This window comes from Micromonospora sp. DH13 (genome assembly GCF_020873825.1).
Taxonomy (GTDB): Bacteria; Actinomycetota; Actinomycetes; order Mycobacteriales; family Micromonosporaceae; genus Micromonospora; species Micromonospora haikouensis.
The window spans coordinates 338,469-352,622 of the sequence record NZ_JAHWGR010000002.1; the positions used below are offsets into that span (position 1 = coordinate 338,469).

A 14,154-nucleotide genomic window follows, 5' to 3' on the forward strand; every position below is an offset into this window, starting at 1 on the left:
ATGATCTTGGTGATGTCCGGCGTCCCGGCGATCGCGCCGTGCGCGTACCGGACGGGCCGCCCGCCCCCGTCGGCCGCGCGGCTACCGTCCGGCCGCGGACAGCGACAGCCCGGTCTCCGCGTCGAACAGGTGCGCACGGTCCAGGTCGACCGTGACCTGCAGCCGCTCGCCCGGCGTGCCGGTGACGGTGGGTCGTGCCTTGACCTTGAGGACCTCCGTCCCCACGAGGACGTCGACCACCGTCCGGTCACCGAGCGGCTCAAGTCCGTAGAGTTCCCCCGACAACGACGCGTCCCCGCGCTGTTCGATGGACAGGTCCTCCGCGCGCAGGCCCAGCAGCAGCGCACGACCGTCCTGCGCCGTGGTCCAGCGGGGCCGGGGCAGCGTCCAGCCTCCCGCACCGATCAGCCGATCTCCCTCCGCCCGGCAGGCGAGCAGGCTGATCGGCGGGCTCCCGACGAAACCGGCGACCCACTGGTTGGCCGGCCGCTCGTACACCTCGGTCGGCGTGCCGACCTGTTGCACCTTCCCCTCCTTGAGGACCGCGACCTGGTCGGCCATGGACAGGGCCTCGACCTGGTCGTTGGTCACGTAGACGAAGGTCGCTCCGAGGCTGCGGTGGATGCGGGTGAGCTCGGTGCGCATCTCGACGCGGAGCTTGAGGTCGAGGTTCGTCAGCGGCTCGTCCATGAGGAACGCGCGCGGGCTACGCACCAGCGCCCGGGCCAGGGCGACCCGCTGCATCTCACCGCCCGACAACTGCGCGGGACGACGCTGCAGCAGACGTTCGATGTGCAGCAGGCTCGACATCCGCTCGACAGCAGCGGCGATCTCGCTCGCAGAACAGCGGCGTGCCCGCAGCGGCGAGGCGATGTTCTCGTACGCCGTGCGTCGCGGGTAGAGGGCGTAGTTCTGGAAGACCATGGCCAGGTCGCGTGCGGCCGGGGCGTCACCGGTCGCGTCCCTGCCGTCCAGGTGCACCGACCCTGCGTCGAGCCTGTCGAGGCCGGCGATCGCCCGCAGGGTCGTCGTCTTGCCAGCCCCGGAGGGCCCGAGCACGACGAAGAACGAACCGTCCGGCACGTCCAGCGTCACCCCGTCGAGGGCCTGGACCTTGCCGAAGGACTTGCGCAGCCCGTGCACTGCCACGGTACCCATCAGGCCACCAGCTCTTCCGTGCGCACGTCGTAGACCGCCGGGGTTCCGCCGGTGTGCCGCAGCCCGACCGGTGCGTCAGCGGCGAACCGGACGGTCGGTGGCATCCGAACCCGCACGTCGCGCTGGCCGCCGTGGTCGACCACGTAGATGATCTCGTCGCCCAGCCACTCGGCCGAGACCACGCGGGCCGGGATCGAACGTTCCGCCCCGGGCGCGGTGACCTCCAGCGCCTCCGGCCGGACGCCGGCGACCAGGCGACGGTCGCGCGGCAGGCCCGACGGTGGCGTGAGGGCCAGGCCGCCCTGACCGCGCAGGCTCCCGTCGGCCACCTCCACCTCGATCAGGTTGATCGGCGGGGAGCCGATGAACGCGGCGCAGAAGAGGCTCGCCGGACGGTCGTAGACCTCCAGCGGCGTGCCGACCTGCTCGACGCGGCCCTTGTTGAGGATGGCGATCCGATGACCGAGCGACATCGCCTCGACCTGGTCGTGGGTGACGTAGACCATGGTCGCCCCCAGTTCCCCCTGCAGGTGCTTGATCTCCGTACGCATGTCCGCCCTCAGCTCCGCGTCCAGGTTGGTGAGAGGTTCGTCCATGAGGAAGGCGCGTGGTCGTCGCACCAGGGCGCGGGCCAGCGCGACGCGCTGCTGCTCCCCGCCGGACAGCTGGCGCGGTCGCCGGTCCAGCAGCGGACCGAGCCGCATCAGCCGGGCGGCCTCGGCGACCCGCGCCTGCACCTCCGGCTTGGGCAGCCCCTCGGCACGCAGGGGGAACGCCAGGTTGTCGCGGGTCTTCAGGTGCGGGTAGAGCGCGTAGAACTGGAACACCATGGCGATGTCGCGCTCGGCGGGCGGCAGATCGTTGACCAGCGTGTCGCCGATGCGGATGTCGCCCGTCGTCTGCCGCTCCAGGCCGGCGATGGCCCGCAGCGTGGTCGTCTTGCCGCAGCCCGAAGGGCCGAGCATCACGAACAGCTCGCCGTCGCCGATGGACAGGTCCACGTGTTCGACCGCGACCGTTCCGTCCGGGTAGCGCTTGTGCAGGGCGGTCACCTCGATGCCGGCCATCAGCGTCGCACCGCCCCGAGCGTCACGCCGGCGACGAGGTGCTTGCGCACCAGGTAGGCGAAGACGAGCACCGGCAGGGCGAACACGACGGAGGCGGCGGCCACCAGACCCCAGTCCACGGTGGTGCCGCCGATGAGGCCGGCGATGGCGGGTGGGGCCGTGCGGACCTCGTCGCTGGAGGTGAGGAAGATGGCGAACACGAACTCGTTCCAGGAGAAGATGAGGGCGAAGACCGCCGTCGCGGCGATGCCGGGCACGAGCAGGGGGAGGGTGAACTTCCAGAACGCCTGCAGACGGGTGTAGCCGTCGAGCATCGCGGCGTCCTCGTACTCCGCGGGCACCTCGTCGACGAACCCCTTCATCATCCAGATCGTGAACGGGACGTTGAACGCGGCGTAGATGAGGATCAGGCCGAGCTTGCTGTCGATGAGCCCGACCTGGCGGTACATGAGGAAGATCGGGATCACGACCACCACGGGCGGCATGAAGCGGGTGGACAGGATGAAGAACAACTGGTCCTTCTTGGCCTTCAGCGTGAACCGTGAGTAGGCCCAGGCCGCCGGGACCCCCAGCACGGTGGCCAGCACCGTGGAGACCCCGGCGACCACCACGGAGTTGAGGAACGAGACGGACAGGGCCGAGCGACCGCCGTCGGGGGCGACGAACACGTCCTTGAAGTGATCCAGGGTGACGTTGAAGTCGAAGAACTTCGCCGGGATGGCGTAGACGTCCCGGTTGTCCTTGATGGACGTCTCGATCATCCACAGCACCGGGAAGAGCATCACGACGGCCAGCACGGTCAGCAGCACGACCTCCAGCGCGGGGCGGCCCCGGCCGCCGAAGCGGCGCGCGGGGGGCGTGCGATCCCGGGCAGGAGCTGCGGACACGGCCTCGTCGACGGAGACGGCCATCAGCCCTCCTTGAGCTTGTTCAGGTAGCGCAGGTAGAGCTGCGTGAGGACGACGACGACGAGGACCATGAGGATTCCGTACGCCGAGGCGGTGCCGGTGTTGAAGCCCAGGAACGCGACCTTGTAGACGTGGAACGACAACGTCTCGGTGGAGACCCCCGGGCCCCCGTTGGTGAGGATGTAGACGAGGTCGAACAGCCGGAACGCCTCGATGGCCCGGAACAACACGGCGATGAGGAGCAGCGGCCACACCAGCGGAAGGGTGATGGTGCGGAACCGGAACCACTCGGACGCCCGGTCGATCGAGGCGGCCTCGTACAGGTACCTGGGCACCGCGGTGAGGCCCGCGAGTGCGATGAGCATGATGAAGGGCGTCCACTGCCAGGTGTCGACAACGATCAGGGAGACCAGTGCCGTCCGCTGCCGGGTGAGCCACTCCACCTGCTCCAGGCCGATCGAGCCGAGCATGCTGTTGACCACGCCGAACTGCGCGTCGAGCATGAATCGCCAGAACAGCCCGACCACGACCGGCGACAGCATCATCGGGACCAGGAACAGTGTGGTCAGCAGTCCTCGCCCGTGCGTACGCCGGGAGATCAGGTAGGCGATGGTGAAGCCGAGCACGGTCTGCAGGGAGACCGCGCCGACCACGTAGATCAACGTCGTCAGGGCCCTCGTGTGGACCTGCGCCGACGTCAGGATGGCGGTGTAGTTGCCGAACCCGACGAAGTTGGCGGGCCCGCCGCGGGTGGCCGAGTAGTCGGTGAACGACAGGTACAACGCCCACAGCAACGGGAACACCGACATCGCGAGCAACAGCAGCAGCGCGGGGGAGATGAAGGCCACGGCGAGCCCGCGGTCGCCCAGCCGGGGGGACCGGCCCCGGGCAGGCGGTGTCGCGGACGCCACCTGCCCGGGGCCGTCGGTCGTCAGAGGGACGGGCTCACTCACAGTCCGCCGCCGCCCTTGCGACCGCTCGAGTCGAGCACGCTCTGCTGCTCCCGGGCGATGTCGTCGAGCGCGTCCTTCGGCTTCTTCGCGCCGTTGAGGGCCGCGTTCACGTTGGTGTTCTCGATGTCGACCAGGCGCGCGTACTCGGGCACGTTCCACATGTCCCGCATCCGGGGAACCGAGTCGGCGTACACCTTGTTGAACGGCCCGGCGTTGAGGAACTCGGGCGACTCCAGGGCGTCCGTACGCGCCGGCACGCCACCGGCTGCGGCCCACTTCTTCTGGATGTCGGGCCGCTCGAACCACTTCATGAAGTTCAGCGCCTCCGCCTGGTTCGCCGCGGGGGAGTAGGCCGACACGTGCATCCCCATGCCGCCGAGGGGGACGAGGTTCGTCTTCTGGCTCGGCAGGGTGGCGAAGCCCAGCTTGTCGAGGATCTGCTCCCGCGTGGTGCCGAGCGTCGACTGCTTCGGGTCGAGCAGGCCGCCGCTCGCGGCGATCCAGTTGAACGCGATGCATGCCTTGCCCTGGGCGACCGCCGCGTTCACCTCGTCGATGAACCAGTTGCCGGAGCCCTTGGCGGTCAGCGGCTTCATCTTGTTGACCAGGACGTCCATCGCCTCCTGGCCCGCGGCGTCGTTGAGGACGCCGTCGATCTTGCGCGTCTTGGGGTCCCAGAGGTTGCCGCCGTAGATGCCGTTGACCGTGTTGTAGGTGACGGCCGCGGCGTCGGAGCCGTTGGCCTGGTGGAACGCCAGCCCGCTGACGCCGGGGTTGTCCGCCTGGCACTTACCGGCGACCGAGATCATCTCGTCCCAGGTCTGCGGCGGCTTGTCGCCGATCAGGTCCTTGCGGTAGATCATCGTCCAGGTGTCGCCGAGCAGCGGCAGCCCGTACAGGCTGGCGTTCTCGTCGCGCTTGCCGGTCTCCGCCTGGGGGAACTGGCCGTAGGCCGCCAGGAGGTAGGGGTTGTAGGCCTTGACGTCGATGTTGTTCTTGACGAAGTCGGTGAGGTCGAGGATGTTGCCGTTCGTCACGGCCTCGCCGATGTGTTGCGAGTCCAGGATCGCGATGTCGAAGTCGGTCTTGTGCGCGGCGAACTGGGTGAACATCGCGTCGTGCCAGTTCGCGTTCGGCACGGTGTTGACCTTGATGGTCGCGTTCGGCCGCTCCTTCTTGTACTCCGCGTTCGCGAAGTCTTCCAGGGCGTGAGCGGGGGGCCAGTCGAACCAGATGAAGCTGAGGGTCAGCGGGTCCTTGGTGAGCTCCGGGATGGTCGCCGGTGCCTTGGGGGCGCCCGCCTTCGCGTCGCCGTCGTCCTGGCCGTCGCCGCAGGCCGCCATGGTCGTGGCGACCAGCAGCATGGCCGCCGTCGCCAGCCGCGCCTTTCGCCCGGGAACGGACAATCGTCCTGTCAGCTTCGGATGCCGCATCTTCTGGCCTGCTTTCTGGTGGGGGTGTGGAGCCTCGCTAGGTGCTTCGCCGAGCAGGTGCCGGGTCGTTCAGGCGTGTTGCCGGGCTGTCGCGGGGCCGACCCGCGGGGGTCGGGCGTCGCGAGCGCGCCGGGACGCGCCGGGTCCGCGCGCCGTCGAGCGGCCCTTCGACCCGTCCGGGCCGGTGACGACCGGGGAGGGGTGTCGAGCATGCTCGTGGGAGCGTCAGGTGATCGAGTGGAGCGGTGGCAGGTGGTTCCGGCGGTGCAGAATGACGGGCGCCCGTCGAATTTCCTATACGATCGAGCGGGGCGTCAGCATGTCGCAGCGTGGTGACTGGTGTCAACAGGTTCCCGAAGATGCAGGAAAGGACCTCACGTCACGATGGACGACGAAGCGATGACCGCGCGGGGCCGTAGGGTCGTGACGGGTGGGACGTCGTCGGGCAGATCCGGCGGTCGGCTCGCCGACGAGGTGTACGACACGCTGCTCGGACAGCTGATGTCGCTACGGATCGAGCCTGGCTCCCGCGTCACGATCGACGTCCTGGCGCGGGAGCTGGGGGTCTCGCAGACGCCGATCCGCGACGCTCTGAACCGCATGGAGGCCGAGGGCCTGGTCGTGCGGGTGCCCCATGCCGGCTACCGCATTCCCCCCCAGATCACCCGGAACCGATTCGAAGACATGCTCGAGGTCCGCCTGCTCCTGGAGCCGGCGGCGGCGCGCAGGTCCGCCGAACGCGCCTCCTTGCCGCAGGTGGCCGGGCTGCGCCGGATGCTGGAGGAGATGGCGGAGCTGGAGGGGGGCAGCGAGCCCCTGGCCTACGGCGCCTTCGGGCTGCGCGACGCCGCCTTCCACGATCTCGTCGCGCTGAGCGCGGGGAACCAGGTCATCCGCGAGGCGCTCGCCCGCCTGCACAGTCACGTGCACCTCTTCCGGCTGCACCACGACACCCAGGTCACCCACCTGGCCATGGCCGAGCACGAGGAGGTCGTGGCCGCGATCGCCGCGCGTGACCCCGACGCCGCCGCCTACGCGATGCGGCGGCACATCCTGCGGTCCGGCGAGCGCTTCCGGCGACTGTTCGACGAGGTCGAGGGTGCGGACGCGATGGCGGTTGAGGCTTGACGGGCGGGCGGGGCAGGGGAATGCTAGCCCAATCGGATCGGATTGGATCGCGTCCGCCTCACCGCCACCAGACACGAGGAGAAGCAGGTGCCCAGAGCGCTGCTCCTGACCGGCGACGCCGCCGAGGAACTCGACACCATGTATCCCTACTACCGCGTCCAGGAGGGCGGCTGGGACGTCGACGTCTCGTCACGGACGTTGCGTGACGTGCAACTGGTCATCCACGAGTTCGACCCCAACTCCGACGCCTACGTGGAGAAGAACGGCCGGAAGCTGCCGGTCGACGTGCCCTGGGCCGAGGTCGACGTCGAGCGCTACGACGCCCTCATCATCCCCGGGGGGCGTGCCCCCGAGTGGATCCGGGTCGACGCCGACGTCAGGCGCATCACCGAGCATTTCTTCGCCCGCAACCTCCCCATCGCGCTGGTGTGCCACGGCGCGCAGGTCCCGGCGGTGTACGGGCTGCTGAAGGGCCGGAAGACGGCGTGCTTCCCCCCGATCACCGGGGACATGGAGAACGCGGGCGCGACGGTCATCGACGCCCCCGACGTCGTGGACGGCAACCTCGTCTCCTGCCGGGGCTGGCCCGACATGCCGCAGTTCGGCAGGGCGATGATGGAGGTCTTCTCGAAGTCCGTCGACCCCGCGTCGGCATGAGCACACCCGGCCTGCCCCGGTGACGGCACTGCGGACCGTCACCGTCGACGGCTCTCCCGTCCACGTCTTCGAGAGCGGCGCCGGGCCCGCGGTGTTGATGCTGCACGGCTCCGGACCCGGCACGACCGGGTCCGGAGCCTGGGCGGCGACGGCGCAGGCGCTGGGCGCGTCCTGGCGCGTGCTGGCCCCTGACCAGGCGGGATTCGGCCGCACCCCCGTCCCGGCGGGCTCCAGGGGCGGGCTCAGGCTGTGGACGGAGCAGGCCGCCGGCCTGATGGACGCTCTCGGTATCGAGCACTACGCGGTCGTGGGTCACTCCATGGGCGGCGCCGTCGCGCTGGCGTTGGCGGCCGCGCGCCCCGAGCAGGTCAGCCGTGTCGTGGCGGTCTCGACGATGGGCGCCCCCGGGGCGCCGCTGTCGGCCGACCTCGACGCGATCTGGGCCGCCCCCGCCGGCCCGCCCGGGGCCCGGGACATGCTGAGTCGACTCGTCCTCGACCAGGCGCTCGTGACCGACGCGGCCGTCGAGACCCGCGCCGCCGCGATGCGGGCGGGTGCGGCCGCGTTCGCGTCGTTGTTCCCGCCACCCAGGGCGCGCTGGGCCGACGACCTCACCCTCTCGACGCAGACGCTGGCCGCGATCCGCGCGCCCGTGCTGCTCGTGCACGGCGCCGATGACCGGGTCACTCCGCTCGCGACGTCGACCCTGCCCCTGCTCGAACACCTGGCCGATGTCCGGCTGCACGTGCTCGGCCGGTGCGGGCACGTGCCGGCGATCGAGCACCCGCACGAGTTCCGGCAACTGCTGTCGGGCTTCCTCCGCCGGGACAGCCGCCCCTGACTGCTGCGCCAGGTCCGCGGCCCGCGCTCAGGCAGCTCAGCGGGAAGCAGGGCCGGGCCTGCTCACCGGCCGTCGCCGGAGCAGCAGGAGCAGCCCGACTGGCATCCACAGTCGTCCTCCCCGCCCGGGGCGGCGGCGGTGGGCGTACCGGCCGCCGGGGCCGCGCAGCAGGCGTCGCCGCGCCAGGCCGCGCGGCCTTCCTTGACGGCGACGGCGGCGATGACGAGCGCGGCGAGCGGGTCGGCCCAGGACCAGCCGAACAGGGCGTTGAGGCCGAGGCCGACGAGCAGGACCGCCGACAGGTAGGTGCAGAGCATGGTCTGCCTGGAGTCGGCCACCGCGGTGCGGGAGCCGAGTTCGCGGCCGGCGCGGCGCTGGGCGTACGACAGTCCGGGCATGATGGCCAGGGACAGCGCGGCGAGGACGAGGCCGACGGGGGAGTGGTCGGCGTCGGCGCTGCCGAGCAGGGCGCGGACGGATTCGACGGTGACGTACCCGGCGAGGGCGAAGAACGAGACCGCGATGACGCGCAGGGCGGTCTTCTCCCGGGCCTCGGGGTCGCGGCCGGCGAACTGCCAGGCCACGGCGGCGGCGGAGGAGACCTCGATGACGGAGTCGAGGCCGAAGCCGATCAGCGCGGTGGACGAGGCGATGGTGCCGGCGCTGATGGCCACGACCGCCTCGGCGACGTTGTAGGTGATGGTGGCGGCGACCAGCAGGCGTACCCGCCGGGCGAGGACTGCCCGGCGGGCCGGCGTCGGGCCGGCCGGGGCCTGGACCAGGGGCAGGGTCATCAGCAGCAGCCCTTCGTGGCGGCGTCGGGGCAGGCGGCGGGGTCGACGGCGAGCACGAGGCCGAGCAGGTCGCCGAGGGCGTGGGCGAGGCGCGGGTCGGCGAGCTCGTAGCGGGTGCGGCGGCCTTCGGGGGCGGCCACGACGAGGCCGCAGCCGCGCAGGCAGGTCAGGTGGTTGGACAGGTTCTGCCGGGTGGTGCCGAGCAGGTCGGCGAGCTGCGCCGGGTAGCCGGGGCCGTCGCGCAGCGCCAGCAGCAGGCGGGCCCGGGTGGGGTCGGACAGGGCGTGGCCGAACCGGGCCAGCACCTGCCCGTGGGTCAACGTCTCCACATCCCGGATAGTACATCCGTGGCTGTATCAAGCAAGGCGGTCCGACGCAGCCGGGCCCTGGCTCGGGGCGTCAGACGTCGGATTCGACGGCGAAGGTGTTGCCGTCCGGATCCTGGAACCAGGCGATACGTCCACCGCCGGCCCGGGCGGTGATTCCTCTGGCGTCGTGGTCGAGCTGGTCGTACCGGATGAACCCGACGCCGGCCGAGGCGAGCTCGTCGACGATCCGCTCGATGTCGTCGACATACCATGTCGCCAGCGTCGCCGGGCTCTTCCCGGCGGTGACCGACTGGTAGACGTTCAGCGCCGCCACGCCGCCGGAACCATAGACGCGGCTGCCGCCGGCGATGTCGGCGCTGGGGCCCGACCGCAGCGGCCGTAGGCCCAGTCGGCCTTCGTAGAACGCGACCGCCCGTTGTATGTCGGACACGGCGATCGAAGCTCTGAGGTGATATGTGTTCAGCGGCATGGACCACTGTCGCACACGCAGACCCCGGGGTCAGGGTGAACCAGGCAACGCGCGAACCCCACCCCCGCAGCCGCCGACGGCTGTGGAGGTGGGGCGGCGTTCCGCACGGATGCCGGCGCTCAGACCCAGAGTGGACGCGGGTTAGGAGTGCGGCTTGTCGACGTACCCGATCTCCTCCAGCTTGCCGTCGATGAGCCGGTAGGTGGCCGTCCGCTCGATCACCAGCTCGACCATCGAGGCGTCGTCGGGCCGGGTCAGGTAGACCACCTGCGCCTGGCCGGCACCGATGGTGACCTTCTCGACCGGGGTGCGGTCGCCGAGGTCGACCGTGCCGACGTAGGCCGGGGCGCCCTTGACGTTGCGCCAGAGCACGATGCCCCAGAACTTGCCCGTCCCGCCGCCGTCGAGCATGATCGCGCGCACCGCGTCGGCGGCGCCGTCGCCGGTCATGTCGCCGATCGCGCACGGCGGCTGCAGGGCGACCACCACGCCGTCCTCGCCGGCCCAGCGCCCCTCGGTCAGCGGGATCGGGTCGGGGTAGTCGTTGTATCGCACCTTCGTGCTGCCCAGCTCCGACTCGGCCACCTGGTCGCAGGTCAGCGCGGGAACCTTCGCAGGCGGCGCGGCGGTCGGCGAGACATTGTCGTTCTCGCTGCTGCCGTCGCCGAACGGCTCTTCGGCCACCGGCGAGTCCGCCGGCGTCGTGGTGTCGCCGGGGCCCGGCGCGGCGCCGTCGTTGATCTCGATCGTGCAACCGCCCGCCACGAGGACCAGGGCGAGCGCGGCCAGCGGCAGCAGCGTCCTGCGCATGTTGTTCCTTTCGATGAAGTCGGCCGCAGCGTAGTGCGCCCCCGCCACTGCCGGACTTCATCGCGTTCGGCGCGGGCCAGCCCCGGGCGCCGCGCCGGCCGAGCTACCTCAACCGATGCCGTCGACCGCGGCCCGGAGCGCACTGATCGACGGATCCCAGCTGAAGTTCAGCACGGGGATGCCGGAAGCGGCGGCGTTGCTGTCGCCGCCGAGGACCACTGCCCGCGGCTTGCCGGTGCCCTGGGGGACCACCAGATACCAGCTGCCCTTCACGTTCGCGATGAACACGTCGTCTACCTCCTGGTCGGTGGGGTCGGGGGTGGCGGCGTCCCCGGCGTAGTTCTCGAAGTCCGCCGTGGCGCCGAAGTTCGTCGGGCTTGCGGTGTTCAGCCAGAGGCTGGTGTGCACATGCGGCCCGACGCCGTAGTCACTGCCGTTCGCCGAGGCGCCGGAGTATGCGATCGTCTGTCCGCGCGACACGCGTTGACCGGTCGAGACGGCGATCGACGAGAGGTGCAGGTGCCGGGTGTAGTTGCCGTCGTCGTGGGCCATGCCCACGACACGCCCGGTCGCGGTGGAGGTGTCGGTCTTCACGAAACGGATCGTGCCGTTGGCCGCGGCCATGACGGGCGTGCCGGTGCCGACCGCGTAGTCGGTGCCCGGCTCACCCGAGGGGGGCGTCCGGTTCCGGTGGTCCTGCCAGGAGCTCGAGATGCGGACGTTCCCGCACGGCCGCTGATAGCTGCCGGCAGCCCGGGCGGGGTCGGGCAGCAGGGCAAAGGCGGCCGACACCCCGGACGCCGCCAACGCGGCGCCCGTGATGAACCCCCGCCTCGAGAGTCCTCGCAGATAGGCGACGCCGGCGAGATCCTCCGGCCGCAGCTCGCCGTGGCTGACATCCTGTAGGTCAGGGTGAGGCTCCTCGTTGAGGATCATCAATGCAAACTAGGGCCACTTCCGGTGCGGGGCAAGGGTTTCTCCCCGGTCGGCCCGGAAGTCGCGTGTGCCCGCGCCGTCGCGGGGCAGGTCCGGGAGCGTACGTCGTGGTCGCCGCCGCGCGGCCCGCCCGACGCCCGACACGAACCCGACGTGCGTAATCGGCACATAGTTGCGTGCTCGGCAACGTTGTGGAAGCCTCACTCAGTGTTGAGGCCGAGACGCAAGCGCTGGTTCGGGGGCGTGTGATGCTGAGAAAACGATCGACTGAACCTCGTGCGGCAGGCGGGGACGCGCCCCTGCCCAAGGAGCTGCAGAAGATCGCCGTGGTGGTCCTGGTCGGCCTTCTGCTGATGCAGCTCGATGGAACCATGGTGGGCATCGCGCTGAACACCCTCTCCGGTGAGCTCTCCGTCTCCGTGTCGACCCTCCAGTGGGTCGTGACCGGCTACCTGCTCGCGCTGATGGTGGGCATGCCGATCGCCGGCTGGGCGGCCGACCGGTTCGGCACCCGCAGAATGTGGACCGTCTCGCTCGTCGTCTTCCTCGTCGGCTCGGTGCTCTGCGGCATCGCCGTCAACATCGAGACGCTGATCTTCGCGCGGGTGGTGCAGGGCCTCGGCGGCGGCATGATGGTCCCCGTCGGGCAGGCGATGCTGATGCGGGTCGCCGGCGCCGAGCACCGCGCGCGTCTGGTGGGGCTGATGGCCATCCCGGGCGTGATCGGCCCCACGCTCGGCCCCGTCGTGGGCGGCGTCATCGTCGACGACTTCAGCTGGCGGTGGATGTTCCTCATCAACATCCCGATCGGGCTGATCGCCTTCTTCCTGGCCGGCCGCAACCTGCCCAACTTCAAGGAGGAGGCCCGCGCCGCGCTGGACGTGCTCGGCGTGGTGCTGCTGGTGCCCGGCCTGGTGGCCGTGGTCTTCGGCCTCTCCCGGGCGGCCGCCGGCGGCCTCGGCGACCCCCTGGTCGTCGCGCCGCTCGTCACGGGCGTCGTGCTGATCGCCGGGTTCATCATGCACGCCGCCCGGCCGAACATCGAGGCCCTGGTGTCGATGCGGCTGTTCAAGTACAGGAACTTCGCGGCGGCCAGCGCGTTGACGTTGCTGGCGGCGCTCACGATGGGCGCCGGGATCGTGCAGCCGCTGTTCCTGCAGCAGGTGCACGGCGAGAGCCCGATGGGCGCCGGCCTTCTCCTGGTCGGTTTCGGTGTGGGCTCGGCGCTCACCTCCGTCGTGCTCAGCCGCGTGTTCAACCGGCTCGGCGCGAGGCTGGTGGGGACCGTCGGCCTGGCCCTGACCTTCACCGGAACGGTCGCGTTCACGCAGTTCTACGCCAGCACCGGGCGGGTGTTCATCGTGCTCGCCATGCTCCTGTCCGGGGTGGGGCTCGCGATGGTCACCCTGACCATGTCGACGGCCCTCTACGTCGGGCTGCCGCCGCAGCAGATCGCCCGCGCCACCGGCGCCTCGCGGATCGTCCAGCAGCTCGGCCTCTCGACCGGCACGGCGGTGATCAGCCTGGTGCTGCAGATCCAGCTGACCAAGCAGACCGCCGGGTCCGACCTGGACAGTCTCGCGAACGCCTACCACCACGCGTTCTGGTGGAGTGCCGGCTTCCTCGCGCTCGCGATCGTACCGGCGCTGCTGTTGCCCGGGCGGATCCCGGCGACCCCCGGCGCCCAGGACAAGAAGGTTGCCCAGGCGCAACCCGCGTGAGCGGGACCGGGACGGCGTCACCGGTCTTCTCGACATCTCGTTGATCTGGAAAGGAAAACAGGAACATGACTGCGAACTCCATCACGGCCGAGGCCGCCGGGACGCTGACGCTCGGCGGTGGCCTGCCCGTGCGCCGGCTCGGCTTCGGCGCGATGCGGCTGGCGTTCGGCGGCTCCGTGCGCGATCCCGAGACTGCCGCCACGGTGCTGCGCAGCGCGGTCGACAGCGGGGTGAACCACATCGACACGGCCGGCTTCTACGGGTTCGGTGACCTCCACTCGCACGAGGTCATCCGGCAGGCGCTCTCCCCGTACCCCGCCGATCTGGTGATCGCCACCAAGGTGGGCCCGGTGATCGAGGGCGGGGTGGTGCCGACCGCGGAGGCCAAGCCCGACCAGCTCCGCCAGCTCGTCGAGGAGGACCTGCGCCGTCTCGGGGTGGACCGCCTCGACCTGGTCTACCTGCGGGTGGGCGGCGCGACGGCGGCACCGGGCGGCGTGTCGATCGGGGACCGTTTCGCGGCCCTCGCGCAGCTTCGCGAGGAGGGCCTCATCCGGCATCTCGGCGTGAGCAACGTCGACGCGGAGCAGCTTGCCGAGGCGCAGGCCATCGCCCCGGTCGCGGCCGTGCAGAACCAGTTCCACGTGCACTTCCGTGGTGACTCCGAGCTCGTCGCCCAGTGCGCGAAGGACGGCATCGCGTACGTGCCGTTCTTCCCGGTCGGCGGCGGTGGCGCGCCCATCGACCACGACCGGCTCAAGGCCGTCGCGGAGCGCCACGGAGCGACGACCCGGCAGGTCGCGCTCGCGTGGCTGCTCGCCGTGTCGCCGGCGATCCTGGCCATCCCCGGCACCAGCGTGCTGGACCACCTCACCGAGAACATCGCGGCGGCCGGCCTTGCCCTCACCGACGAGGACATGGCCGCCCTGTCCGAGTAGCGCGACCGCGGG

At 70.8% G+C, this 14,154-nt stretch carries 15 protein-coding genes; 5 read left to right on the forward strand and 10 right to left on the reverse strand.

Translation table 11 applies throughout. The features are described 5' to 3' along the window. Nucleotides 1-81 precede the first annotated feature (81 nt). From LPA42_RS03400 to LPA42_RS03420, 5 genes are read right to left on the reverse strand one after another with little or no spacing between them, the layout of a single operon-like run. Nucleotides 82-1,158 (reverse strand): ABC transporter ATP-binding protein, encoded by a 1,077-nt coding sequence (locus LPA42_RS03400; protein ID WP_077939320.1) that lies wholly within the window; start codon nucleotides 1,156-1,158, stop codon nucleotides 82-84. Further along, nucleotides 1,158-2,225: an ABC transporter ATP-binding protein gene (locus LPA42_RS03405; RefSeq protein ID WP_077939321.1), complete on the reverse strand. Its 1,068-nt coding sequence runs from the start codon at nucleotides 2,223-2,225 to the stop codon at nucleotides 1,158-1,160. Before LPA42_RS03405 ends, LPA42_RS03400 begins: the two co-directional genes overlap by 1 nt. Continuing rightward, complete coding sequence (locus tag LPA42_RS03410; RefSeq protein ID WP_077939322.1) at nucleotides 2,225-3,136, reverse strand: carbohydrate ABC transporter permease; 912 nt, start codon at nucleotides 3,134-3,136, stop codon at nucleotides 2,225-2,227. The genes LPA42_RS03405 and LPA42_RS03410 overlap by 1 nt, the downstream gene beginning before the upstream one ends. Continuing rightward, nucleotides 3,136-4,086 carry a carbohydrate ABC transporter permease gene (locus tag LPA42_RS03415; RefSeq protein WP_077939323.1) on the reverse strand — a complete coding sequence of 317 codons (951 nt, stop codon included), beginning with the start codon at nucleotides 4,084-4,086 and terminating at the stop codon, nucleotides 3,136-3,138. Before LPA42_RS03415 ends, LPA42_RS03410 begins: the two co-directional genes overlap by 1 nt. Then, nucleotides 4,083-5,519, reverse strand: a complete 1,437-nt coding sequence (locus LPA42_RS03420; RefSeq protein WP_077939324.1) for an extracellular solute-binding protein — start codon at nucleotides 5,517-5,519, stop codon at nucleotides 4,083-4,085. Before LPA42_RS03420 ends, LPA42_RS03415 begins: the two co-directional genes overlap by 4 nt. 384 nt (nucleotides 5,520-5,903) lie before the next feature. Here LPA42_RS03420 and LPA42_RS03425 point away from each other — a divergent pair, with 384 nt between their 5' ends. The 3 genes from LPA42_RS03425 to LPA42_RS03435 all read left to right on the forward strand — a co-directional run bounded on the left by LPA42_RS03425 (nucleotide 5,904) and on the right by LPA42_RS03435 (nucleotide 8,145). Further along, nucleotides 5,904-6,647 carry a GntR family transcriptional regulator gene (locus LPA42_RS03425; RefSeq protein ID WP_077939325.1) on the forward strand — a complete coding sequence of 248 codons (744 nt, stop codon included), beginning with the start codon at nucleotides 5,904-5,906 and terminating at the stop codon, nucleotides 6,645-6,647. 87 nt (nucleotides 6,648-6,734) lie between these two features. Then, on the forward strand, nucleotides 6,735-7,304 hold the full coding sequence (locus tag LPA42_RS03430) for a DJ-1/PfpI family protein (protein ID WP_077939326.1): 570 nt from the start codon (nucleotides 6,735-6,737) through the stop codon (nucleotides 7,302-7,304). Nucleotides 7,305-7,323: 19 nt separating this feature from the next. Beyond that, nucleotides 7,324-8,145 (forward strand): alpha/beta fold hydrolase, encoded by an 822-nt coding sequence (locus tag LPA42_RS03435; protein WP_077939327.1) that lies wholly within the window; start codon nucleotides 7,324-7,326, stop codon nucleotides 8,143-8,145. Nucleotides 8,146-8,207: 62 nt separating this feature from the next. Here LPA42_RS03435 and LPA42_RS03440 read toward each other — a convergent pair whose 3' ends face one another. From LPA42_RS03440 to LPA42_RS03460, 5 genes are all read right to left on the reverse strand, one after another. Continuing rightward, nucleotides 8,208-8,939, reverse strand: a complete 732-nt coding sequence (locus LPA42_RS03440) for a cation transporter (RefSeq protein WP_077939328.1) — start codon at nucleotides 8,937-8,939, stop codon at nucleotides 8,208-8,210. Next, nucleotides 8,939-9,268, reverse strand: a complete 330-nt coding sequence (locus LPA42_RS03445) for a helix-turn-helix transcriptional regulator (protein WP_077939329.1) — start codon at nucleotides 9,266-9,268, stop codon at nucleotides 8,939-8,941. The genes LPA42_RS03440 and LPA42_RS03445 overlap by 1 nt, the downstream gene beginning before the upstream one ends. A gap of 70 nt (nucleotides 9,269-9,338) precedes the next feature. Then, nucleotides 9,339-9,737: a VOC family protein gene (locus LPA42_RS03450; RefSeq protein ID WP_077939330.1), complete on the reverse strand. Its 399-nt coding sequence runs from the start codon at nucleotides 9,735-9,737 to the stop codon at nucleotides 9,339-9,341. A 141-nt stretch (nucleotides 9,738-9,878) separates the two neighbouring features. Next, nucleotides 9,879-10,547 (reverse strand): hypothetical protein, encoded by a 669-nt coding sequence (locus LPA42_RS03455; protein WP_077939331.1) that lies wholly within the window; start codon nucleotides 10,545-10,547, stop codon nucleotides 9,879-9,881. A gap of 108 nt (nucleotides 10,548-10,655) precedes the next feature. Further along, nucleotides 10,656-11,483, reverse strand: coding sequence for a M23 family metallopeptidase (locus LPA42_RS03460; protein WP_077939332.1), 828 nt, complete (start codon nucleotides 11,481-11,483; stop codon nucleotides 10,656-10,658). Nucleotides 11,484-11,659: 176 nt separating this feature from the next. Here LPA42_RS03460 and LPA42_RS03465 point away from each other — a divergent pair, with 176 nt between their 5' ends. Further along, the gene (locus LPA42_RS03465) at nucleotides 11,660-13,204 is read left to right on the forward strand and encodes an MDR family MFS transporter (protein ID WP_144082742.1); all 1,545 of its coding nucleotides are present in this window, start codon (nucleotides 11,660-11,662) and stop codon (nucleotides 13,202-13,204) included. Between the two features lie 65 nt (nucleotides 13,205-13,269). Continuing rightward, entirely contained in the window at nucleotides 13,270-14,142 is an 873-nt protein-coding gene (locus LPA42_RS03470; RefSeq protein WP_077939334.1) for an oxidoreductase, read from the forward strand. The last annotated feature ends 12 nt before the right edge of the window (nucleotides 14,143-14,154 follow it).